This window comes from Chloroherpetonaceae bacterium (genome assembly GCA_033763895.1).
Taxonomy (GTDB): Bacteria; Bacteroidota; Chlorobiia; order Chlorobiales; family Thermochlorobacteraceae; genus JANRJQ01.
Window position 1 is genome coordinate 1 of sequence record JANRJQ010000012.1, and the last position, 21,536, is coordinate 21,536.

At 40.7% G+C, this 21,536-nt stretch carries 24 protein-coding genes; 11 read left to right on the forward strand and 13 right to left on the reverse strand.

Features of this window, described 5'->3' with window-relative positions:
- Positions 1-4 precede the first annotated feature (4 nt).
- Positions 5-529 (reverse strand): hypothetical protein, encoded by a 525-nt coding sequence (locus tag SFU91_13095; protein MDX2129962.1) that lies wholly within the window; start codon positions 527-529, stop codon positions 5-7.
- A gap of 150 nt (positions 530-679) precedes the next feature.
- Here SFU91_13095 and SFU91_13100 point away from each other — a divergent pair, with 150 nt between their 5' ends.
- Both SFU91_13100 and sixA read left to right on the forward strand, forming a co-directional pair.
- Complete coding sequence (locus SFU91_13100; GenBank protein MDX2129963.1) at positions 680-1,321, forward strand: Maf family protein; 642 nt, start codon at positions 680-682, stop codon at positions 1,319-1,321.
- Between the two features lie 76 nt (positions 1,322-1,397).
- Entirely contained in the window at positions 1,398-1,883 is a 486-nt protein-coding gene (gene sixA / locus SFU91_13105; GenBank protein ID MDX2129964.1) for a phosphohistidine phosphatase SixA, read from the forward strand.
- Between the two features lie 26 nt (positions 1,884-1,909).
- Here the strand turns inward: sixA and SFU91_13110 are convergent, their stop codons facing one another.
- The 3 genes from SFU91_13110 to SFU91_13120 form a co-directional block, all read right to left on the reverse strand.
- Positions 1,910-2,335, reverse strand: a complete 426-nt coding sequence (locus SFU91_13110; GenBank protein ID MDX2129965.1) for a thioesterase family protein — start codon at positions 2,333-2,335, stop codon at positions 1,910-1,912.
- Between the two features lie 36 nt (positions 2,336-2,371).
- On the reverse strand, positions 2,372-3,367 hold the full coding sequence (locus SFU91_13115; GenBank protein ID MDX2129966.1) for an acetyl-CoA carboxylase carboxyltransferase subunit alpha: 996 nt from the start codon (positions 3,365-3,367) through the stop codon (positions 2,372-2,374).
- Positions 3,368-3,455: 88 nt separating this feature from the next.
- Positions 3,456-3,731: an HU family DNA-binding protein gene (locus SFU91_13120; GenBank protein ID MDX2129967.1), complete on the reverse strand. Its 276-nt coding sequence runs from the start codon at positions 3,729-3,731 to the stop codon at positions 3,456-3,458.
- A 378-nt stretch (positions 3,732-4,109) separates the two neighbouring features.
- Here SFU91_13120 and efp point away from each other — a divergent pair, with 378 nt between their 5' ends.
- From efp to accC, 3 genes are all read left to right on the forward strand, one after another.
- Positions 4,110-4,682, forward strand: a complete 573-nt coding sequence (gene efp, locus SFU91_13125; protein ID MDX2129968.1) for an elongation factor P — start codon at positions 4,110-4,112, stop codon at positions 4,680-4,682.
- Between the two features lie 70 nt (positions 4,683-4,752).
- Complete coding sequence (gene accB / locus SFU91_13130; GenBank protein MDX2129969.1) at positions 4,753-5,229, forward strand: acetyl-CoA carboxylase biotin carboxyl carrier protein; 477 nt, start codon at positions 4,753-4,755, stop codon at positions 5,227-5,229.
- 48 nt (positions 5,230-5,277) lie between these two features.
- The gene (accC, locus tag SFU91_13135; GenBank protein MDX2129970.1) at positions 5,278-6,615 is read left to right on the forward strand and encodes an acetyl-CoA carboxylase biotin carboxylase subunit; all 1,338 of its coding nucleotides are present in this window, start codon (positions 5,278-5,280) and stop codon (positions 6,613-6,615) included.
- A gap of 66 nt (positions 6,616-6,681) precedes the next feature.
- On the opposite strand, the gene SFU91_13140 is transcribed toward accC, so the two are convergent.
- Both SFU91_13140 and SFU91_13145 read right to left on the reverse strand, forming a co-directional pair.
- Positions 6,682-7,542, reverse strand: a complete 861-nt coding sequence (locus tag SFU91_13140; protein MDX2129971.1) for a geranylgeranylglycerol-phosphate geranylgeranyltransferase — start codon at positions 7,540-7,542, stop codon at positions 6,682-6,684.
- Positions 7,539-8,450 (reverse strand): UbiA family prenyltransferase, encoded by a 912-nt coding sequence (locus SFU91_13145; GenBank protein MDX2129972.1) that lies wholly within the window; start codon positions 8,448-8,450, stop codon positions 7,539-7,541. Before SFU91_13145 ends, SFU91_13140 begins: the two co-directional genes overlap by 4 nt.
- A 71-nt stretch (positions 8,451-8,521) precedes the next feature.
- Here SFU91_13145 and queG point away from each other — a divergent pair, with 71 nt between their 5' ends.
- Positions 8,522-9,487, forward strand: coding sequence for a tRNA epoxyqueuosine(34) reductase QueG (gene queG / locus SFU91_13150; GenBank protein ID MDX2129973.1), 966 nt, complete (start codon positions 8,522-8,524; stop codon positions 9,485-9,487).
- 21 nt (positions 9,488-9,508) lie between these two features.
- On the opposite strand, the gene SFU91_13155 is transcribed toward queG, so the two are convergent.
- Positions 9,509-10,642 (reverse strand): helix-hairpin-helix domain-containing protein, encoded by a 1,134-nt coding sequence (locus SFU91_13155; protein MDX2129974.1) that lies wholly within the window; start codon positions 10,640-10,642, stop codon positions 9,509-9,511.
- Positions 10,643-10,731: 89 nt separating this feature from the next.
- Here SFU91_13155 and SFU91_13160 point away from each other — a divergent pair, with 89 nt between their 5' ends.
- Positions 10,732-11,451, forward strand: coding sequence for a FecR domain-containing protein (locus SFU91_13160; protein MDX2129975.1), 720 nt, complete (start codon positions 10,732-10,734; stop codon positions 11,449-11,451).
- An 11-nt stretch (positions 11,452-11,462) separates the two neighbouring features.
- Here the strand turns inward: SFU91_13160 and SFU91_13165 are convergent, their stop codons facing one another.
- From SFU91_13165 to SFU91_13175, 3 genes are read right to left on the reverse strand one after another with little or no spacing between them, the layout of a single operon-like run.
- Positions 11,463-12,434 carry a class I SAM-dependent methyltransferase gene (locus SFU91_13165; protein ID MDX2129976.1) on the reverse strand — a complete coding sequence of 324 codons (972 nt, stop codon included), beginning with the start codon at positions 12,432-12,434 and terminating at the stop codon, positions 11,463-11,465.
- Between the two features lie 4 nt (positions 12,435-12,438).
- Positions 12,439-13,344, reverse strand: a complete 906-nt coding sequence (locus tag SFU91_13170) for an ABC transporter ATP-binding protein (GenBank protein MDX2129977.1) — start codon at positions 13,342-13,344, stop codon at positions 12,439-12,441.
- Between the two features lie 55 nt (positions 13,345-13,399).
- Complete coding sequence (locus SFU91_13175; GenBank protein ID MDX2129978.1) at positions 13,400-13,924, reverse strand: 3-deoxy-D-manno-octulosonate 8-phosphate phosphatase; 525 nt, start codon at positions 13,922-13,924, stop codon at positions 13,400-13,402.
- Positions 13,925-14,146: 222 nt separating this feature from the next.
- Between SFU91_13175 and SFU91_13180 the strand changes: the two genes are divergently transcribed.
- From SFU91_13180 to SFU91_13195, 4 genes are all read left to right on the forward strand, one after another.
- Positions 14,147-14,737, forward strand: coding sequence for an RNA polymerase sigma factor (locus tag SFU91_13180; GenBank protein ID MDX2129979.1), 591 nt, complete (start codon positions 14,147-14,149; stop codon positions 14,735-14,737).
- A gap of 51 nt (positions 14,738-14,788) precedes the next feature.
- Positions 14,789-15,898 (forward strand): HEAT repeat domain-containing protein, encoded by a 1,110-nt coding sequence (locus SFU91_13185; protein ID MDX2129980.1) that lies wholly within the window; start codon positions 14,789-14,791, stop codon positions 15,896-15,898.
- A 36-nt stretch (positions 15,899-15,934) separates the two neighbouring features.
- A complete protein-coding gene (locus tag SFU91_13190) occupies positions 15,935-17,260 on the forward strand; it encodes a DUF4097 family beta strand repeat-containing protein (protein ID MDX2129981.1) in 1,326 nt (441 codons plus the stop codon).
- A gap of 161 nt (positions 17,261-17,421) precedes the next feature.
- A complete protein-coding gene (locus tag SFU91_13195) occupies positions 17,422-18,045 on the forward strand; it encodes a thioredoxin family protein (protein ID MDX2129982.1) in 624 nt (207 codons plus the stop codon).
- A 940-nt stretch (positions 18,046-18,985) separates the two neighbouring features.
- On the opposite strand, the gene SFU91_13200 is transcribed toward SFU91_13195, so the two are convergent.
- The 3 genes from SFU91_13200 to SFU91_13210 are packed head-to-tail and all read right to left on the reverse strand — an operon-like array spanning position 18,986 to position 21,535.
- A complete protein-coding gene (locus SFU91_13200) occupies positions 18,986-21,046 on the reverse strand; it encodes an ATP-dependent helicase (protein ID MDX2129983.1) in 2,061 nt (686 codons plus the stop codon).
- Between the two features lies 1 nt (position 21,047).
- Positions 21,048-21,320 (reverse strand): hypothetical protein, encoded by a 273-nt coding sequence (locus SFU91_13205; GenBank protein ID MDX2129984.1) that lies wholly within the window; start codon positions 21,318-21,320, stop codon positions 21,048-21,050.
- Positions 21,317-21,535 (reverse strand): hypothetical protein, encoded by a 219-nt coding sequence (locus SFU91_13210; GenBank protein MDX2129985.1) that lies wholly within the window; start codon positions 21,533-21,535, stop codon positions 21,317-21,319. Before SFU91_13210 ends, SFU91_13205 begins: the two co-directional genes overlap by 4 nt.
- Between the last annotated feature and the right edge of the window lies 1 nt (position 21,536).

Genomic DNA, 21,536 nt, shown 5'->3' on the forward strand with positions numbered 1-21,536 from the left:
GGCATTATGGATTTTTCTCTACTTTGAGACCGGTTTTGGCAGAAAGTGTATTTAAGAGCGTTGAATAATTGGGGAGCGTTTGTCTGATGCCGATGGAATCAACTCTCCCGAGTTTATTGGGCACATCAATCACTGCAACGACATAATAAGTGACCGGAGGGTTGTAAGTGATTGGCTCTTGATAAATTTGTTTGATTTCAGTGTATTGAAAGGTTTTTTTACTACCATTGCGCGTTTCGTAGAGCACGGCGTTATCGTTCAAAGTAATCTTATCACCTTCAAAGGAATGCGCGGCATAAAATTTTGTATTTAAATAGTTGGGCATTCCCAAGCAAAAGGTCATCACCACAATGATAATCCCTGTTTTTAAGAGGCAACCGAGATCAATGCCGTATCTGAAATTTCCGTAGCGGAAAAAAATCGCCCAAACCAAGGCAATAATGATTGCAGCACCACTCCACGTGAGCAAAGCGTAATTATCAATAAGAAACTCTGATTGGGTCAGCGGGTAGGAATAAACTTCAAGCATTGCAGTTAACTTCTAAATTTCTAAAACTTGGTAAAGATAGGTTTCTTTCTCTGAAGTGAAAAGTTTCTTTGATTCATGCCCGATTAATTTGACGGGTTGAGCAATTTTTTCAAAATTACCATTCGAAGTTAAACAACAAAAATAAACCAAGTGACAAGTTCGCCATTAAGAAGCATTTCGTTTCCAAAAATTTTTCTCGCCTCTAAATCTCCGCGCAGGCATGCCTTGCTGAAGATTATCACCTCGAATTTTGAGGTTGTTCCCTTAGAAGTTGATGAAAGTTTTGATTCTGAATTACCGCCGCAAGAGGTGGTTCAAATGCTTTCCAAACGAAAAGCCATAGCAGCTGCCGCTTCGCTGAAACTAAGCACAGAATGGATTCTTTCCGCCGATACCATTGTGGTGCTTGGGGCAGAAATTCTCAACAAACCGAGCACTGTTGAAGAAGCGAAGGCAATGCTTACGAAGCTAAGTGGAAATCATCATCTGGTATTTACAGGGTTTACACTCCTAAAATCGGAACAGGGGGAATTGGTTTTGCACACGGCGTATGAATCGACAGAGGTTTACTTCAAGCCGCTATCTGTGCAGGAAATTGAAGACTACATTCGTTATGCCAAACCCTTCGATAAAGCAGGGAGCTATGGCATTCAAGATGATTTTGGGGCATGTTTTATTCCGAAAATCAACGGTTGTTACTACAATGTGGTAGGGCTGCCGATTTCGCGGCTGTATCGTGAAATGAATGTGTTTTTTCAGATGCCGGTTCGCGTGTCAAAAGAAAAAAGATAAATTCTTCTTTGCAAATGACGAAAAAAAGATAAAATTAGGCGTCGTTATTTTTTCGAATACGAACAATTCTGTTGCAATGAAATTGTATCTCATTCGTCATGCATCGGCGCTAAATGTCGGTCAAGAAGGTATTTTCCAAGATGAAGCGCGAAGGCTCTCGGTAAAGGGCGTTGAAGAGGCTGAAAAAATTGGAAGATTTTTGAAATCCTTAAAAATTAAAGTTGATCTGATTCTTCATAGCCCGTTGATTCGTGCAGAGCAAACGGCGAATAAGATTTCGGAGGCGCTCTCAGTCGAAAGAAAGGTTGAAAATAAACTCTCAACCGAATTTGGGCTACAATCCTATATGGAGGCGCTGGATGAACACAAATTCGTTCAGAACCTTGTGATGGTGGCGCATCAGCCCACCCTTTCAAAAATGGCGCTTACAATGATGGGCAGCGACCCGCGCGCAGGGCTCGAAGTGAATCCGGGGTCAATTATTATGCTTCGATCGGAGCGGCTATCAAGCACTTGGACGGGTCAGTTAAGCCTGCTCATCTCACCTTCAGAAATGGCATAACGCGGTCGCCTTTACACTCAATTCTCTTAACCCACATAAGGCTGAATTTTTTCCAAAAATTCTTTTGGAAGTCGGGTTGGCTTGCCCGTTGGGGTTACAAAGGCAAGAACAGTGTTTCCGGTAAGAAGCAATTTCTGTGAGATTTTCTCAAATATTCGGTAAGAGATCGAAACTCGAACATTTTCAAGTTTCGAAATGGTCGTATGAATTTCAAGTTCATCATCATATCGGGCCGGCGCCAAATAAACGGCGTGTGCTTCAATCACGGGCAACATAACCCCAAGCGGTTCAAGCTTTGCATATTCAAATCCGATGTTTCGAAGAAATTCGTTTCGCGCGGCTTCCATAAATTCAAAGTACCGACCGTAATAGACGACTTGCATTTTATCGGTGTGGGCATAAATAACGCGAAGGGTGTGTATATAAGTTTGCGATGTTTGCGGTGAATTCATAAAACACTAGCGTTATAGAATGAAAAGAAATGAAGTTTAATTGCTTTCGTTAAAGACACCCATTGCGGAAAATTTAGTAATTCGGTGGTCGGCAAGTTCTTCTTTCGAGAGCGAAAGCAGCGGTTTTAATTCTTCAATAATTGCCGATTTCAACAGGGCAGCGGCTTCTTCCGGTGCCCGATGAGCGCCACCGAGTGGCTCCGGAACAATTCGGTCAATAATTTTATGTTGAATCAAGTCTTGAGCCGTGAGCTTGAGTGCCTCAGCAGCTTGCTCCTTAAAATTCCAGCTTCGCCATAAAATGGAAGAACAGCTTTCGGGAGAAATGACCGAATACCACGCATTCTCGAGCATTAAAATTTTATTTCCCACACCGATTCCGATTGCACCACCGGAAGCACCTTCGCCGATAATGACACATATAATTGGCACTTTAAGCTTTGCCATTTCAAAAAGATTGCGGGCAATTGCCTCGGCCTGTCCGCGCTCTTCTGCTTCGATTCCCGGGAAAGCGCCGGGCGTATCGATAAGGGTAATCACGGGTTTGTGAAATTTTTCAGCGAGTTTCATTAATCGTAGGGCCTTGCGATAACCTTCCGGGTTTGCCATCCCGAAGTTTCGATAAAGGTTTGATTTGGTATCACGCCCTTTTTGATGCCCGATAACCATTACACTTTGAGAGAAACCATTGTCATCGGTGAGCTTAGCAAAACCACCGAGAATGGCCTTATCATCGCCAAAGGCGCGGTCACCGGCGAGTTCGGTAAAATCCTGCATCATCATGTAAATGTAATCGAGGGTATAGGGTCGCTCAGGATGTCGGGCAATTTGAACGCGTTGCCATCGGGTAAGATTCTTAAAGATGGAAGCACGAAGTTCGTTGATTCTACTTTCAAGGGTATCGATATCGCTGGTGAGTTCATGATGGAGCTTTACATCGCCTTGATTTTGATTGGCGAAATCTCTCATTTCGGAAAGTTTGGTTTCCAATTCATAAAGGGGTTTTTCAAAATCAAGAATAACCTTAGACATAAGCGTTTGGAATAAAATGAAAAAGTCCGCCTAAGTTAAAGCGGACTTTTCAGAATCTCAAGCAAAGTTGAAAACTCAGCGAGTATGATTACTTGTTTACGGCGGTCTTTAAGGCAGAGCCGGGCTTAAAGCGAGCGACTTTCTTTGCCTTAATTTTAAGAGGAGCACCGGTTTTCGGATTGCGGCCGGTTCTTGCGGCGCGCTTTCCAACTGAGAATGTTCCGAAACCGATTAAGGTCACGGTGCCACCCTTTTTCAAAGTAGCGGTAACACCTTCCATAAAGGAGTTAACGGCTTTTTCAGCTGCGGCTTTGGATACATCCGCATCTTTGGCAATCTTTTCTACGAGATCTGCTTTTGACATGTCAAAAAAGTTTTAGTGTTGATAGACTTGATTTGGATTGATTTTTCAATCAATCTTGAGCGAATTTAGTAAATAAAATCAATTTGTCAAGTACTTAGCACCCGAAAACCCTAATAAAATCAAAGTTTTATAGGGAATTGGTAAACCAGCTTCTTTTTGTGAATCAAAAGTGAGGTCGTATATTCGCGTGCTTTTTTCGCTTCTCATGACTGAAATCAAAATTTTAAACTTGTTTGATTAGAATTCAAAAAGCCAAAAAGCCTTGTAAAATATAGGAGATTTGGCAAATAGGCGTTTTGATTGCAAGAAGTAAAAGTTCTTTAGGATAAAGGAAGAGCAAAGAAGGAAAACATTTTTTTAAACATAATTTATCAATTAATGGCAACTACCGCAGATCTTTCAAAGGGGCTTATCATAAGATTCAACAATGAACTTCATGTTCTTGAAGAGGTAATTCACCGCACGCCGGGGAATCTTCGAGCGTTTTACCAAGTGAAGATGAGAAGCATCCGAAACGGCAGAATTGTAGAAAACCGATTTCGTTCCGGTGAAGAAGTTGAAATCGTTGATACCGAACGCAAAACCTTTCAGTACCTCTATCGTGATGGGGAAGATTTTGTATTAATGGATAACGAAACTTATGATCAAACCAATGTGTCATCGACAGCTTTTGGAGAAGCCTCAAAATTTTTGAAAGAATCAATGACGGTGGAAGTGGTCTATGCCAATGACGGCAGTATCGTACAAGCGGAAGCACCAAATTTTGTTGAACTTTCGGTAACGGATACCAGCAGCATTACCAAAGATGACCGTGCAACCGCCGGCACAAAACCTGCTACACTTGAAACCGGCGCTGTAATTCAAGTACCGATGTTTGTAATGGTAGGGGATGTCATTCGTGTCGATACCCGCTCAGGTGCTTATCTTGATCGAATTAACAATAAGAAGTAATCTGAATTTATTCTTATTATATGAAATTTTCGGGGAGACGACTCTCTTATCACTTAACCAATAAAATCGAATGAATCTAGAGGATATCAAGCAACTCATTAAGATGCTCGACGAATCCGGCCTTGATGAAATGGGAATTCAGGATGGCGAATTCAAAATTAATTTGAAACGCAAAACTGACCTTCCTGCCGCTTCACAAGCTTCGGTTCAATATGCTTATCCTGCTCCTTATCAAAATGCACCTGCCCCCTCAGCCGGTTCTCTCGCTGCGGCTTCAGCACCAGAACCCCAAAAAACAGATGGTGCTAAGAAGTACCGCGAAGTCCGCTCCCCAATGGTTGGAACTTTCTATCGCTCGCCTGCGCCAGACGCGAATCCTTATGTTCAAGTCGGTGATAAAGTTTCTAAAGGCAAGGTCCTTTGCATCATTGAAGCAATGAAACTAATGAACGAGATAGAAAGTGACATTGATGGTTCGGTGGTTCAGATTATGGTTGAGAATGGAAAACCGGTAGAGTATAACCAAGTTCTATTCTTAATTGATTGATTGAGCCTAAAAGCCGTGTGCCTATTCTAACCATTCTAAGACAAAACCTTGTTTAAGAAAATTTTAATCGCCAATCGTGGTGAGATTGCAATGCGAGTGATTCGCACTTGCCGCGAAATGGGTATTCAAACCGTTGCGGTTTATTCTACAGCCGATTCCGATTCATTACATGTAAAATATGCTGATGAAGCCGTTTGCATTGGCCCGGCAGTTAGCAAAGAAAGCTATCTTAATATTCCTCGATTAATCGCTGCGGCTGAAATCACCAATTCGGATGCCATTCACCCCGGGTATGGCTTCCTTTCTGAAAATGCCGAATTCTCTGAGATATGTACCGAATCAGGAATTAAGTTTATAGGACCAACACCGGAAATGATTCGCTCGATGGGCGATAAAAACACGGCTAAGGAAACGGTTAAGCGCGTTGGGGTGCCTACTATTCCGGGCAGTAACGGATTGCTGACAAGTTTAGAAGATGCCAAAGAAACAGCGATACGTGTCGGCTATCCTGTGATTATTAAGGCAACTGCAGGAGGAGGCGGAAAAGGGATGCGCGTGGTACAAAAGGAAGATGAACTTGAAAAAGCCTTTGTAACCGCTAAAAACGAAGCTGAAAAAGCCTTTGGCAATGGCGGTGTTTATATGGAAAAATTCCTCGAGGAGCCGAGGCATATTGAAATTCAAGTTTTGGGAGATCAATTTGGCAATGTCGTTCATTTTGGTGAACGTGATTGCTCGGTTCAACGGCGTCATCAAAAGCTTATTGAAGAATCACCGTCACCCATAATGACTGAGGAATTGCGTGCTCAAATGGGTGAAGCCGCAATCGCTACTGCAAAAGCAATACATTACGAAGGGGCCGGAACAATTGAATTTTTGGTTGATAAATACCGAAAATTTTACTTTATGGAAATGAACACCCGAATTCAAGTGGAGCATCCGGTTACCGAAGAAGTGTGTGATGTCGATTTGATTCGACAGCAGATTTTAGTAGCGGCCGGAAAGCGAATTTCATTGAAAAAGGTTGTGCCGAAAGGTCATGCAATTGAATGTAGAATCAATGCCGAAGATCCTGATCATGACTTTAGACCTTCTCCGGGTGAACTCAAGGTATTTCATGTACCCGGCGGTCACGGTGTTCGGGTTGAAACGCATGCGTATGCGGGTTATCGAATTCCCTCAAATTATGATTCTATGATTGCAAAGTTAATTGTTCACGCACATACCCGAGAAGAGGCCATTGAGCGAATGATTCGAGCGCTCGATGAATTCACGGTTGAAGGAATCAAAACAACGATTGGATTTCATAAAAAAGTGATGCTTTCAAAGCTTTTCAGAAGCGGGAATTTTGATACAAGCTTTATTGAAAAGGCGAATGTGAAGTAAGTGATATTCTTGTTTTGGTGGGATGAGATAGTGGTTTCAAAAGAGGCTGATTTCAGTCTCTTTTTTTTATCCAACTGCAAACGAGAGAAGCGCAAATAAAAACGCAATTTTCTGAAGATTATTGATTTGATGGAGGGTTTGCGGGGTGTGACTTCCAAAGGATTGAAATGTCCCATAAAGTGTGATGCCTGCAAAAATGAAAATCAGAATTGCATAAAGAAAAGGTCGTTTCAAGGGATAAGTATCAAGAATCATCAACGGTGAAATCGCCCAAAGAATGGCGAGACCTTGGATAAATGCAATGATGAAAAGGGCTTTTTTGATCCCGATTCGTGTTGGTAAAGTTTCAATACCGCCGGCACGATCGCCAATGATGTCCTCTGCATCTTTTAAGATTTCTCGTGCAAATACGGCTATGAAAGTTAATCCTGCGGGAAAGAGCAACTTCGAATGAAAATCTGTAAAAAGTGCCCCAAAACAAATCGATGCTGAAACAACGAGTGCGACCACCAAATTTCCTAAAACAATCACGCGTTTCATCCAACGGCTATACACATAGAGAAGAATTGCAGAAAAAAAAGCAATTGCAAATGCTGCAAAACTAACTGAAAAAGATAAGAGAACCGCAAGTGAATTGAATATGGCCCACGCATAAATCGCAACGCTTTCAGAAATTTCTCCCAAAACCAAAGGTCGAAGCGGCTTATTGATACGGTCAATTTCGATATCAAAAACATCGTTGATGATGTTCGCAGCAGCACCAACCAATGTTCCTGATAAAACCAACATCCAAAACCCGTCGTCCGAAAAAGCCGTTGAGCCTTGAAGGATGATTCCGCCAAGAGCATTGGCAAAAATGAAAAGTAAAACATTTGAAGGACGGGCTAAACTCCAAAGTCCATTGACCTGTTGAAACACGCGAGTCATAAGTTGATTAATTCGCCAAGGAATATGGCCAAGAGCCCAATAACCATTGACAGTTTAAGCATTAAGCTTGAGTATGAAACTCTTTGAAAAAAGAGGGCTTCACTTTTTCTCACTTGATAAATTCTAAAAATTGCATAAAGTGTTACGCCATCAGAAATCAAAACAAAAATGAGATAACCGACGCCCCAAACACCCTGGAAATACGGAAGGAGAGAGAGCGCAAAGAGAACCCCCAGAATTAAAAGCAAAAGGCTTGAAGATTGTGAGAATCCAAAAACTACTGGAAAGGTCTTGGCATTATTAGACCTATCTCCGTTGATATCCTCCATATCTTTGAGGAGTTCACGAAGTAAGGTGATGAAAAATGCAAATAGCATTGCATAAAGCAGCGCGAAAACTGAAGAGCCGCTGAGTTGATCGTAAAAGGTGGTATTTGCAGAAGCCCCAAGAGCAATTACCAAAGCGACATCCAAAGCTACGATCATGTTTCCGAACAGTGGCGTTTGTTTGAAATAAAAGCTGTAAAGTGTCCCGGTAACGGCAAAGAAGAGAGCGATGAAAAACGATTCAAGGGTTTGATTTTGAATTGAATAATAAAACGGAAGTAATAAGCCAATGCTTATTGTAATCCCATAAATCCAAAAAGCAGTCGTTTTCGATATTGCTTGCGTAACAAGGGGTCTTGAAGGTCGGTTAATTCTATCAATCTCGATATCTATTATGTCATTGATGGTATTGACAGCCGCTGCGAGGAAAACCGCTGCGATGGAAAGCAACCAGACGCCTGATTGAAAGAATTCATCTCGATTAGATCGTGCAATCAAAGACCCCAAAAGTGATCCTAAGAAAAAAACAGGTAAATTAACAGCGCGGATAATCGTTAATATGGCGAGTAGAGATGACGTCATTAATCAATTTTTTGTGAAGTTACGATAGTCAACACTGAAACCGTAATTGAAAAGAATCAACGCAATTTCTTATGATTTCGATAGAGGAGTCGATTAAAGGTCGCGCATTGCAACTGGGTTTTTCTCAATGCGGGATTTCAAAACCCGAACCTTTAGAAGAAGAAGCAATTCATCTAGAAAATTGGCTCAAAAAAGGATTCCACGGCGAAATGAAGTATATGGAGTCGAATTTTGAAAAGCGAATTAACCCCAAAGCCCTTTTCCCGGAAGTGAAAACCATTGTTTCGGTAACTGCTCATTACGATGCTCCGAAAAGTGAGAATGAATCCAGCCCAGAATTATTAGAATCAAAATCGTCATCGACCTTTGCGCGTGTGTCAACTTATGCTGCAAGAGAAGACTATCATCAAGTGATGAAAGAAAAGCTAAAGGAACTTTTCGAATTTATCTGCGAGCGATTTGGAGCCATCAATGGAAGAGCATTTGTGGATTCGGCACCTTTGATGGATAAAGCACTTGCACTGCGTGCCGGTTTGGGTTGGATTGGTAAGCACACAAATTTGATTTCAAAAAAGCAAGGTTCATTTTATTTTATTGGCTCGTTGCTATTGGATATAGAAATAAAACCAAGTGCAACGATTCAGGTTGATCACTGTGGAAGTTGCACCGCATGTCTCGACTTGTGCCCAACGGAAGCAATTGTTGCCCCCTTCCAAGTTGATGCACGGAAATGTATTTCATATTTAACCATCGAATTAAAGCGTGATTTCACAGATGATGAAAGTGCGTTATTGGGAGAGTGGCTCTTTGGCTGTGATATTTGCCAAGCGGTTTGCCCGTGGAATCGATTTCAAAATGAAACAAGACTTAAGGGATTCTCAACGAAAAACGAGCTGCTTTTTCTTGACCCAAATCAGATTGATGCGTTAACCAAATCAACATTTGAGAAGACTTTCGGCGTTACGCCTATTTTTCGAACTGGGCTTCGAAGGCTAAAAAGAAATGCCGCGGCTGTTCGAAAGAATAAATTGAAGTGACTGGTGAAATCGCGGTTTTGTTTATTCAGATTCTGTAGTGAGCGTAACATAAGGCTCAAGAATCTTAAATCGCTCTCGGTTAACCCCGCGAATAAATTTCAATTCCGAGATGGTCTTAAACCCGCCGTAGTCCTCTCGGTATTGTAAAATTCGTTTCGCGATTTGCGTTGTCATCGTAGGCAAGAGCATGAAATCATCAAGCGTTGCGAGATTCAAGTTGATTTTTTTTCCTTGTTGCAATTCTTGCTTAGGCGAGAGAAAAATATCTTCGATGAAATCGTTGATTTCTTCATCGGTATTTTCGGGTGTATCGGCTTTCCCAAATCGAAATGAAAAAGAGAGTTGATGGCTGAGACCAAGGTCGGGGTGATTGAGTGCGGCATAATCGATGTCAAAAAGTGAATATCGAAATCCAAACCCTGCGGTGAGTTGACTTGGTGTCGCGTTGGCAGCGGTAAAATTAAATCCACTGCGAATAGCAAAAAATGGAATCGGGAAGTATTCAACCCCCGATTTTATTAGCAAGGGGAACTTAACATCCTTCTCAAAATCTACTAAAAATCGCAGTTCATTTGTTATCCGATAGGCAACGCCGAGTGTGTAAGTTTGTGCTGCAGGTTCTTCTACAATGCCGTAGCTTGGGGCATTCAGATTAAACGCTGAAAATCCAAGAGAAAGCTCTGGCGTAATAAAGGTGAGAATGCCCAAATCAATTCCAAATGCGCCGGCACTTCCATAATTCAATGCTGTAATTCGGTTGTAGGAGAGGGTTACCCCAACAAAAAATCGTTTGAAGAAATTATTTGCGTAACTGATAGAAGCCATTGTTTCATTATATAAATCAAATCCATAACGCGAGGCCGCAAGCCCAAGCGAACCATAATCGCTGAGTATCTCCGGATCTAAATAACTGAAACTAAAATGATTTAACTCAGAAATGCCATAAGGTGCGGCATAAAAAAAACTGGCTTGTCGGAAGGGTACACTTGCTAACCCGGCGGGATTATAGAAAATGGCCTCTGATGAATTTGAAAGCCCGGTAAAAGCACCACCTACACCAATCGCACGGCCTCCGCGATCAAGCCGAGCGGTTTGAGAATGCAATCCCGAGGTGCCAAGGGCAAGCGCAAACATGAAAACCAATAAGCGGTGCATAAAAAAGGGTATCTTTAAATAAAAAATTTTGACAGTTCAATTAAACGCTTTTTAAGAATTGATGTCGAACAAAAAAAAACATCGAACCAATGTCATACTTAATTAGGATACTCGGTTTACTTATCTTCATTCCACTTTTTCCTTCAAAAGATAACACAGAAAATATTGCCCTTGTATTAAGAAAATTCGGGTCAGTTAAAACCCTAGAAAAATCAGCCAATTGGGTCGAAATAGAACGAGGGAAGCCAATTTCCGCGGGAACAGCTGTTAAAACCGATAAAAGTGGAACAGCGATTCTAAAATATTTTGATGGAAGCATCTTTCGGATTAGCGAGGAAACAGAAGTGGTAATCCGAGGAAATAACACCGGAAAAGAAGATGCTGCTCGAGAAATTGAAATCAACGTTGGTAAATTTGGGTTTGAAGTAAAGCGAAGAGAAAATCAAGTGTTTAAATTTACTTCAAGCACTTCTGTAGCCTCCATTAAAGGAACTGAAGGTGTATTTGAATCAAAAAATGACTTCTCGGAACTGACCATTATCTCAAGCGAAAAGCCTGATGATGCTGCCGAACTTATTGATATTCGCAGCGGTGAAAAAGTCATTGTAAAGGTTGGTGAAAACGCCCGCTTCGATTTCGGTACCCGTAAATTCAGAGTACGAAAAATTACCAACCGCGAAAGGCGAATCATGAAACAACTGATTGGCCAAAATGAAAACCCGGAAGAAGAAAAGATTCGACCTGAACGGCTTGATCAGCGAAAAGAAAGGCAACAAAAGGCGAAAGAACGACGAAATCGAAATGAATAATCTTTCTTCGTTTACTGATGCTTGATATAATATACCACGCTCGAAGCTGATTCGGGCGTGACACCCTCAACTGCCGCACGAAACCCTCGCATCACCGATTTGATTAATCCTCCGACACCTGCATTCATTCCCTCTTCCTTTGCTCGAAGCTGTTCAGAGAGCAAGGCATTATAGAAGCTATCAAGCGGAATTCCGTGCATATCGATAATCCCAAGCCGATGTCTCGAAAGAAGTTTCGAAAAGGTTTTGGGGCTGAAGTGATATAAATGACGTGGAGCATCATAAGCAACCCAATGAGTTTGATATAGAGTGGCATCATAACTGGCTTGGTTGGGCATTGCAACGGCAAGAACGCCATTTTTCTTTAAGATAGATTTTATCTTGTCGAGGGTTTGATTGATATGGTGAATATGCTCCAACGAATGCCACATTGTAATCAGATCTTGCGGGGTAGTGAAGTTCAGTGTTGCCAGTTCACCGACATAAGCTTCAATTTCATATTGATTTCGGGCATATTGCACCGCACGATGCGAAACATCTATACCAAAAGTCTCTAAGGAAAGTTTTTTGCTTTTGGCAACTTTTCTGAATGTTGCTGCGAAGTCGCCGGTCGCGCAACCAATATCAAGAAAAGAAAAGTGCGATTCTTTTGACGCGTCAAAAAGCGGGGATCGCTTAAAAACCATTGAGGCTTTCCAATTCAAAGAAATCTTGGAGCGAACCCATTCATAAAATTTTTCCTGAAGCGATTTATCTTCTTTAATGGTAAGAAATGGGTCATACTCCGCAACTTCGTAATATTTCCCGATGCTTTCCAAATTAGGTCGTGGATTCAAATACACCAACCCTGAATCCTCATTGCGAACAATCTGCCAAGTTCTTCCATCAGAAATATTGAATCGATCACTGACTTGAAAAAGCGGTGTATTGTTCAAGCTCCCTGAAATTGGGCAAGGTGTGCTTTCTAGAATCGACCCGCGCATTTTTTTATTTGGTGATTTCTATGAAAGCTTCTTCCAAACTTTGTCGCCGTGGGGCTAAGGTTGAGAGATAGATTTTATTTTCGCCGAGGAATCGATTTAATTCTGCCCATTCTTTGGTATGAGAAATTTCTTCGCTTTGGGCGGTCAATTCAACCAATAACCCATCTTGCTCTTCTGCAACTGAAACAACTTTTGCGTAAGAGCTAAGAACACCTTTCAAAGAATCACGGTTGTCTGCGGTGATAAAGGCAAATAAATTTTGACTGACAATTTCTCGGATTGAAGATTGACGGAGCAACTTGCCTTGTTTAATTACTGCTACGTGCGTACAGACTTGTTCAACTTCTGCGAGCAAGTGACTGGAAAGAAAAATCGTTTTTCCTTCGTTATTGAGTCGCTTCATGATTTGGCGAACATCACGGATTCCCTCCGGGTCCAACCCGTTCGTCGGTTCATCAAGAATAATCAATCGCGGGTCATTGAGCATTGCCCCTGCAATCGCGAGCCGTTGCTTCATTCCTAATGAATAAGTTTGAAATCGATCTTTCTGACGGTTTGTAAGCTCAACAATGTCTAAGACACGGTCAATTTCTTTCTCATCAGCATCTTTGATTTTTGCAACCACGCGAAGGTTATCTCTGCCGCTCAAGTAGGGATAAAAATTGGGGGTTTCAAGTGTCGCGCCGATTTCCCGTCTGCCTTCTTGCAAGTCATGAGACTCAAAGAGTTCGATAGAGCCGCCGGTTGGATTGATAATTCCCAAAATCATCCCGATGGTCGTTGTTTTTCCGCTCCCATTAGGTCCAAGAAATCCAAAAATTTGCCCTTCTTCGACTGTAAAGTTAATGGCCTCAACGGCGTTTTTAGTGCCAAATTTTTTTGTGAGTTCAGAAACTTGAATGACTTTCATTTTATGCGTAGGCTATGATTAATTTTTTTGAAGAATAGGTTAAGGTTCGATTGAACTATGATCTTAGTTTGATGATGTATTCAGCAAAGTCGCGAAAGGCACCATTTCCGCCGGGTGCTTTACAGACATATAGCGCAATTCGCTTTACAACTTCCATTGCATCCAAAGGGCAAGCGGTAATTGAGTGTTTCCCGAGTTCATTCATAATATCGACGTCATTGATATCGTCACCGATATACGCAATTTCATCGGTTTTATATCCTGTTTCATGAAGAACCGTGTCTAAGAGCATTTTGTATTTATCTTTAACCCCTAAGTATAAAAAGGGCATTTTAAGCTTTTCAGCGCGCATCTTAACACTTCCTGAAAGTTCTCCGGTTATAATTGCCGTTTCTACACCAATGTTTCGAAGACGCTCAACACCCATACCATCTCGAATCGAAAAGCGTTTCAATTCTTCGCCACGCTCTGAGTAATAAACACCTGTGTCGGTTAAAACGCCGTCGTTGTCGGTCAGAACCAATTTTAGACGTGAAGCGCGTTGCTTTGCTTCTTGAATCGTGATGATGTTACTTTTCACGGGATTTTTTTCAAAATTTTAATAGAGGATGCAAAAATATTCTTTTTCATGAACAGATTTGTAAAATAAGCGTATCAAGGAAAATATTTATTACTCCCCCCAACTTTTCTGCTTTTCGTGAAGTCTAATCATAAAAGGCCAGATTCATCGCTGAATGAAATCCAGAATGAATACAACGGATTCTATCATTTTGGATGATTATGGCAAATATCGTCAATCGCTATGTCACTTGAACTCGATAAAGAATCGTATTTGATGGAAGCCGCAAAGAACGGCGATGATCGTGCGTTCGCCTTACTGATTAAACCGTATGAATCAAAAGTATTTGCATTGCTTTTGAGATACTCCGGAAATCCTACCGATGCCGAAGATTTGTTTCAAGAGGTATTTCTTCGGGTTTGGAAATCGCTCAAAGGGTTCGAATGGCGAAGTTCATTTTCAACTTGGTTGACAAGAATTGCGATCAATGCTGCAATTTCATTTCAGAGTAAAAGACAAGAGGTTCAGTCACAATATATTCCTACTGAAATTGAGCTACAAAATGAGGAGTCAATGTCTTCGAATCAAGCCGAGATTGGTTTCAAAGCAAGCCTTTCCGACGAACACTCACCTCTCAAAGAAATTTTGGATGCTGCTCTCAAAAAGCTTTCACCACAGATGCGAAGTGCGTTGCTTTTGAAATATCAGGAAGGGTATAAAATCAAAGAAATTGCTGAAATATTGAATTGCTCGGAGGGTGCTGTTAAGCGATATCTCTTTGACGCCACCCTTAGAGTAAAGGAAGAATTGGTTTCCAAAAAAGTGTTGCGTTGATTGGATAATGATTAAATCGGAAAATAGAGTTTTCAAAAAGGAGCATTTTATATGACCAACGAACAATCGGGTAGCAATCGAGCTCATACTGGTTTGACCCGTGAAAGACTAAGAGAGTTGTATCTCGCAATTTTATTGAACGAAGCTAGTATTGAAGAAAATCGGCTCTGGCAATCGGCGATAGAAAAACCTGAAACTGCCTCACTGGCTCAGTCAATTAAAGAAGAATTGGATTCCCTTACAGGTTTTCTTACAAACGAATTCAGTCGGCCGCTATCAGAAGGAGAAACGGCTTTGCTTGAAAAGGCGCAGTCAAAACTGTCGGTTTCGCTTAAGAACACCGGTTCACCCGAGCGATCAAGACTTAAGAACAATTCCTTTTTCGCGAAGCTCTATAATCCATTTCTGAATTTATTGGCCTCCTTCGATACCGAGAATGAGCATCAAGATCATGAAAATGAACAGGCGAGATTTGGAATGCCTGCACTTGCACTAACGGGTGTTGTGATGTTGATTTTAGGAGGGTTTATAGGCTACTCAACCTTTGCTGTGGCTTCATTTTTTAGGGGAGAATTGCCGGTTTCTCAAAGCGCTGCCGTTCCAATTACAGATAAAGAAGAATTAGCCAACATTCGTTTTTCTTTTTCGGAAAATGAGACAGATCCCATTCGTGTGCAATACGATCTCATAACGCATGTCGAAACCAAAGGTACCTTGAATCAAAGCCGGATTAAAGAATTGTTGCTTTACGCCGTTAACAAAGAGCGAAACCCCGGCACTCGACTTGATGCACTCAGCGAACTGCAAAAAATTCCGAGCATCTTTAATGATCAGGATATCAAAGAAGCGTTGATTAAAGCCTTGAAATCGGATCAAAACGATGGAGTTCGAAATCAAGCGTTGGCACTTCTTTTGGAGTATCAACCTGATTCTGAAATTAAAATGGCGTTGCTTTATTCCTTGATGAATGATCGAAATGCGGGGATTCGTATTGCCTCATTGAATTCACTGCTCTCCGTTGGACTTACGGGAGAAAAGTTTGACGAAGAGGTTTTGGCATCCCTAAAAAAGAAAATTCAAGAGGATGAAAATAAATACATCCGCTACCGCGCCAATGCCTTATTTGATGAGGCTCCACCTGAAATTGAAGAAAAGAAATAATCATAAATTTTAATTGTAACTAAAACAGATTTCGCTATGAAAAATAAACTTGAATTTTGGATGAATCATCGCTTAGAAATTGCTTGGGATAAGGTAGTTCCAGCACTGGTCTTGTTTTGCGCTTTATCGGTGGTATCGCTTTATGCCTCACCACTGTCTTCTGAAATGCCTCTTGTGCAAAAAGCTAAAGAAGCAAAAAAGGATGAGAATGTAGAGGTTACAAAAACTTTTCAAGTCACCAAAGGTGGCACGCTTGAAGTTGTAACCGATATGGGGGAAATCCGAGTTTCGACCTACGATAAGAATGAAGTCACCGTGAGTGTTTCAGGCTATGACGAAGAAGATGTGGATAAAATCAAGATAACCCAACTAGGCAATACGGTTCGCGTGACATTTCGCGTTCGACGAAACATCAACGGATGGGGTAGAGGCGGCAACGACGTTCGCTTTGATGTAAAAATACCTTCTCAATTCAATTTGGATCTTCGCACCTCTGCCGGTGATATTGAGCTAAGTGGTGCCATTATTGGCGAGGTTAAGCTCAATACTTCCGGCGGTGATTTGCTCGGCAGCGATATCACAGGAAATATCGATGCCTCAACTTCAGGTGGCGATATTCGCTTTGGTACTGTAAAGGGGAATGGATACATCAAAACTTCCGGCGGTGATATTTCCCTCAGCGATGTTGGGGGTGATTTAGAAGTGAAAACGGCGGGTGGAACCATCCGTGTCAACAATATTGCTAAAACGCTCCGTGCCAAAACAAGCGGGGGTGATATTCAAATAGGCGATGTAGGTGGTGAGGCTACGCTTTCAACGGCAGGCGGCGATTTGCGCGTTGGAAAAGTGAATGGCCGCGCATCACTCTCGACTGCCGGTGGAAATATTGAAGTACGCGGGGCTCAAGGCTATGTCAATGCAAAAACCAGCGGCGGCAGCCTTCGATTGGAAAACATCACTGGATCTATCGACGGAAAAACCGCTGGTGGTGATATTTACGCAGAGCTTACTCCCGAATCTTCCGGAAGAACGATGCTCGCCTCTTCAGCCGGAAACATCGAGCTATTCGTGACTGAAAATGCAAAGGCCAATATCCAAGCCAAGATTCGGGTTGCAAGCTTTGGCAACTATTACAATTGGGGTAGAAGAAGATCAGACAGGAGCAAAAAAGACAGTGGTTTTAATATTCACTCTGATTTTCCAGCTACGACTCAAAATGTCAGCGGCGAGGAGGAATCAACAAGCAATGAAATCTTTGAAAGTTATGTCTTGGGTGGTGGTGGTCATATCATTAATCTTGAAACAGTGATGGGAAATATCTACATCCGAAAAGCGCGAAAATCATCAAGCTCGGGAAAGTAGTTCTTTTGTCAATCGAACAGATCGATTAAAAAAAGGGGTTTAATTTAAAGCCCCTTTTTTTACATTTGGCACGATTTAGAATTAAACTTGGTTTCCTAAATTGATACCTGATCATGTTTTATCTCATCGTTTTATTTAATCACTTAAATCAATATCAAAAGATGAAAAATATTCTTGTTGCATTTATGCTCGTTTTGGCTGTTGGTGCAGGGTTTGCGTTCAATAGCGGCAATCCCTCTGCTGAAGTCGGTAAAGAGGCTCCGACATTCACCTTAATGGATGCCGATGGAAAAAAAGTAAGTCTCACTGATTTCAAAGGAAAAGTTGTTGTGTTGGAATGGACAAATCCCGGATGCCCGTTTGTTGTCGCGCACTACAAATCTGGAAACATGCAAGCCCTACAAAAGAAATACACCGAAAAGGGTGTTGTTTGGCTTACAGTGAATTCGACCAACAAAGAACACAAAGATTTTTTAGTTGGCGAAAAAGCAAAAGCTCAATTTGGTGAGTGGAAAGCTTCGTACACAAAGTATTTGGTTGATGCAGAAGGCGAAGTAGGTCGCACTTACGGTGCAAAAACCACACCACACATGTTTGTCATTAATGCCGAAGGTAAACTTGTTTATCAAGGTGCTATTGATGACAAAGAAAGCGCAAGCGAAGGCGGCAAAGGCGCTAAAGTGAATTATGTTTCTCAAGCAATTGATGAAATTATGGCCGGTAAAGCGGTTTCACAAAATTCAACCCGTCCTTATGGTTGCTCCGTGAAATACGCTTCGAAGTAAATTTCTTTTATTTTCGAATGAAAGCCCGAAGAAATTCGGGCTTTTTTTTTGATATTTTTTCTTTTAGGCACGGAATTTTCACTAAGGATAGCCAAAAGGCAGTAAAATCATTCAATACAAAAGGCGAAAATATTTTCAAGGAAAATAATAATAGAACATGCGACACCGCTAGGGTCTAGAATTTATTTTTCATTCAGTTCTATAAACATTCGACCCTTAATAGGGTCGTTATTTTATGGTATCGATAAATAACTTCTTCAAAACCAAAGCATCGTATTTTTTTTAGTAGAAAATTTATTTCGACTGCACGAAAAAGAGTTCAAATAAAACACGATAATTATTTAACGAATCAATTTTATACTGTTCAAAAGGTAGAAATACTGTTCGATTAGTAGAAATATTGTTCGAAAGTTAGAAATACTGTTCGAAAGTTAGAAATATTGTTCGATTGGTAGAAATTATGACCCCGTAGGGGTCACATGTTTATAGATTAAAGTAAACGCAAGATTCCCCGACCCCGTTAGGGGTCGAATGTTCGCATTCTATTAAGTTATATCTGATGAATTTTTTTACATTCATTTTCAACGATTCGATTTCCATCTTAATTAAATTTCTTATCTAAGTGCAAATTCCGGCATTTAGATACTGGAAATGAGAAAATTGTGCGGTTTTCCCCAATATTGAAAGAAACCACGACTTCCATATGCTTGGAGAAGATTTCCCCTAATGGCTTGGAAGAGAAAACTTGTTGGCTTAGTCAAAATGAGATGTTGGCTATCTCGAGTTGACTTGTTGGCTATCTCAAGTTGACTTGTTGGCTTGGAAACGGCGACTTCTAAGCTTAGCGGAGACGCTTTTCTTAAAGCTTAGAAGTAAAACTACCTTACAATATTGAGGGAGATGAGTGTTCTTTGGGTTATGGGATCGACACTTAAACAAGTTAGTCGAGTAATCTTTGTTCGGGCGGTTTGGGTAACATGCCCACCGAGGATTTCGGTTGATCAATTAATCGGATAACATCGTACAGTTCTTTGGGAATATTTTTAAGAAATCGTGAAGGATTGGAAAAATACTCTTCATAACCGGAAGACTGAATGATGGGGTAAAGGATGGATAAATTTTGCTTTGCTCGGGTTAAGGCAACATATAAAAGTCGTAATTCCTCATCAAGTTGCTTTGGATCGTTTACGGCGTAGCGAGAGGGGAGAATTCCATCGATGGCATTAATAAGAAATACCGTATGCCACTCCAATCCTTTGGCAGAGTGAATGGTTGAAAGGGTCATCGGCGATTCATCCTTTCGCGATTCTTTTGTATCAATTGCAGAAAAATCAACCGGGTCAAGCGCTAAATCTGAAATTAATGTTTGAATTGAAGTATATCCAATTAAAATCCCATTGAAATTTTCTAAATCCTTTTCCCTCTTTTGAAAATCTTCAAAATATTTTTCTCTCAAAATGGGTAAATAATACTCTAAAATTAATTTTCCTAAAATTGATAATGGGATGGAATTATCTTTATTGATTTCATCTTTAAGATGAATTAACATTTTTCCCAATTTGCGAAGTGCCTCCAAATATTTTGGGGTAACACCCGATTCTTCAAATCGGTAAGGATTTGGTGCTTGTTTAATCCAATTAATTAAATCTTGGGCGGTTTTTGGGCCAATGCCTTCTAAAAGTTGAAGAATACGATTCCAAGCAATGACATCGCGAGGGTTATATACAAGTTTGAGGTATGAAATAAAATCTTTGATATGCGCGGCTTCTACCAATTTTTGACCGCCAAATTTTTGAAAGGGAATATTTCGTTTTTTAAGTTCCAATTCAAGATCAAAAGAATCGCGGCTATTGCGCATTAACACGGCAATATTCGAAAGTGGAATGCCTTCTTCTCGCAATTCTAAAACACGCTGAGCAATAAATCGCGATTGATGCCGTTCATCTGGCGCGTGAACAAGTGCCGGCAAATCGGCTCTTGATTCCTTTCGAGTAAATAATTGCTTCGTGTATTTTTCTTTCGCTTGATTAATGATAAAATTTGTTATGGCAAGAATTTCAGGTGTACTTCGATAATTTTCTTCTAACTTAATGATTTTCGTACCCGGAAATATTTCAGGAAATTCTAAAATGTTACGAAAATTCGCTCCTCGAAATGAATAAATGGATTGTGCATCATCGCCAACTGCCATTATATTTCCGTGAACTTCAGATAAATAACGTACAATTTCAGCTTGAAGTGTGTTGGTATCCTGATATTCATCAACCATTATATATTTCAAGCCGCTTGAAATTCGCTGACGAACATGAGGTTTTTCTTCAAGCAATCGCTTAAAGTGGGTAAGCAAGTCGTCATAATCCAGCAATCCGTTGGTTTGCTTGTATTGGTGAAATGATTCCGAAAGTGCAATAATTTCTTTTGAAAAAGAAGCAAATTGGGGGTAATTTTCAAGAATTACATCCTCAATACTCATTCCTCGATTTTTACTGCTGCTAATTATTGCTTGGAGTGTTCCTTTTTTTGGAAATCTTTTTTCTTTTTTGTGAAACCCAAGGGAAGTACGGACAATATCAAGGGTTTCTTCGGTATCGGCTTGGTCAAGAATCGTGAAGTTATCAGCAATTCCGATTTCTTTGCCAAATATTCTTAATTCTTTATGCGCATAGGCGTGGAAAGTTCCGCCTGAAATTTTTGAGCATTGTGCTCCGCCAATCATCACAGCACGGTTCATCATTTCTTCGGCTGCACGGCGAGTAAATGTAAGGAGTAGGATAGAAGAAGGAGAAATACCTTTTTCGATTAAGTAACTAACGCGGTAAGTAAGCGTTTTGGTTTTCCCTGTTCCGGCACCGGCAACCACCAAAAGCGGTCCTTGTGTATGCATCACCGCTTGAAGCTGCTCGGCGTTGAGATCTTTTCGATATTTCTCTAAATCGACGGAAGTAGGTGTCTGAATCGAAGAGGATTCATCATCTTTGAGAATAAAAACTTTTTCGGGCATTTCAACTAAAATCTTTAATGATTTTATCGTAATCTGAATGAGAGCCAATCCAAAACCAAGTTATGACATCATCTTCTTTCAGTCTTAATACACGATTATTGTTGCCGATTCGGACTGACCAAATTGAGTCATCATTGCTAATTAATTTAAAGTGAAGACTGGGATGTCGAGGGTTTTCTTTCCAAAGCTTATAGTTTTTTCTTGCAAGATTTTTAATTTCAGGTGGCAACCCCGCAAAGCATTTGAGAAAGCTATTTGTGAGTTGAGATTTCAAATTTCATCAATTCCTTTTTTGGTTATTTTTCCATCTCTAATTTCTTTTCTTACAAGTTTAGCCCAATTGCTCAATTCAGATTTTGTATTGTGAAATTTATCATCCCATATCGTATTGCTTTTTAATTCTTCCAGTATAAATTCAGCAATACGATTTTGTTCTTCACTTGGAAGTTTTTGCGCTTCTTCAAAAGCGGTTTGTAAAAGAGTTTTCATT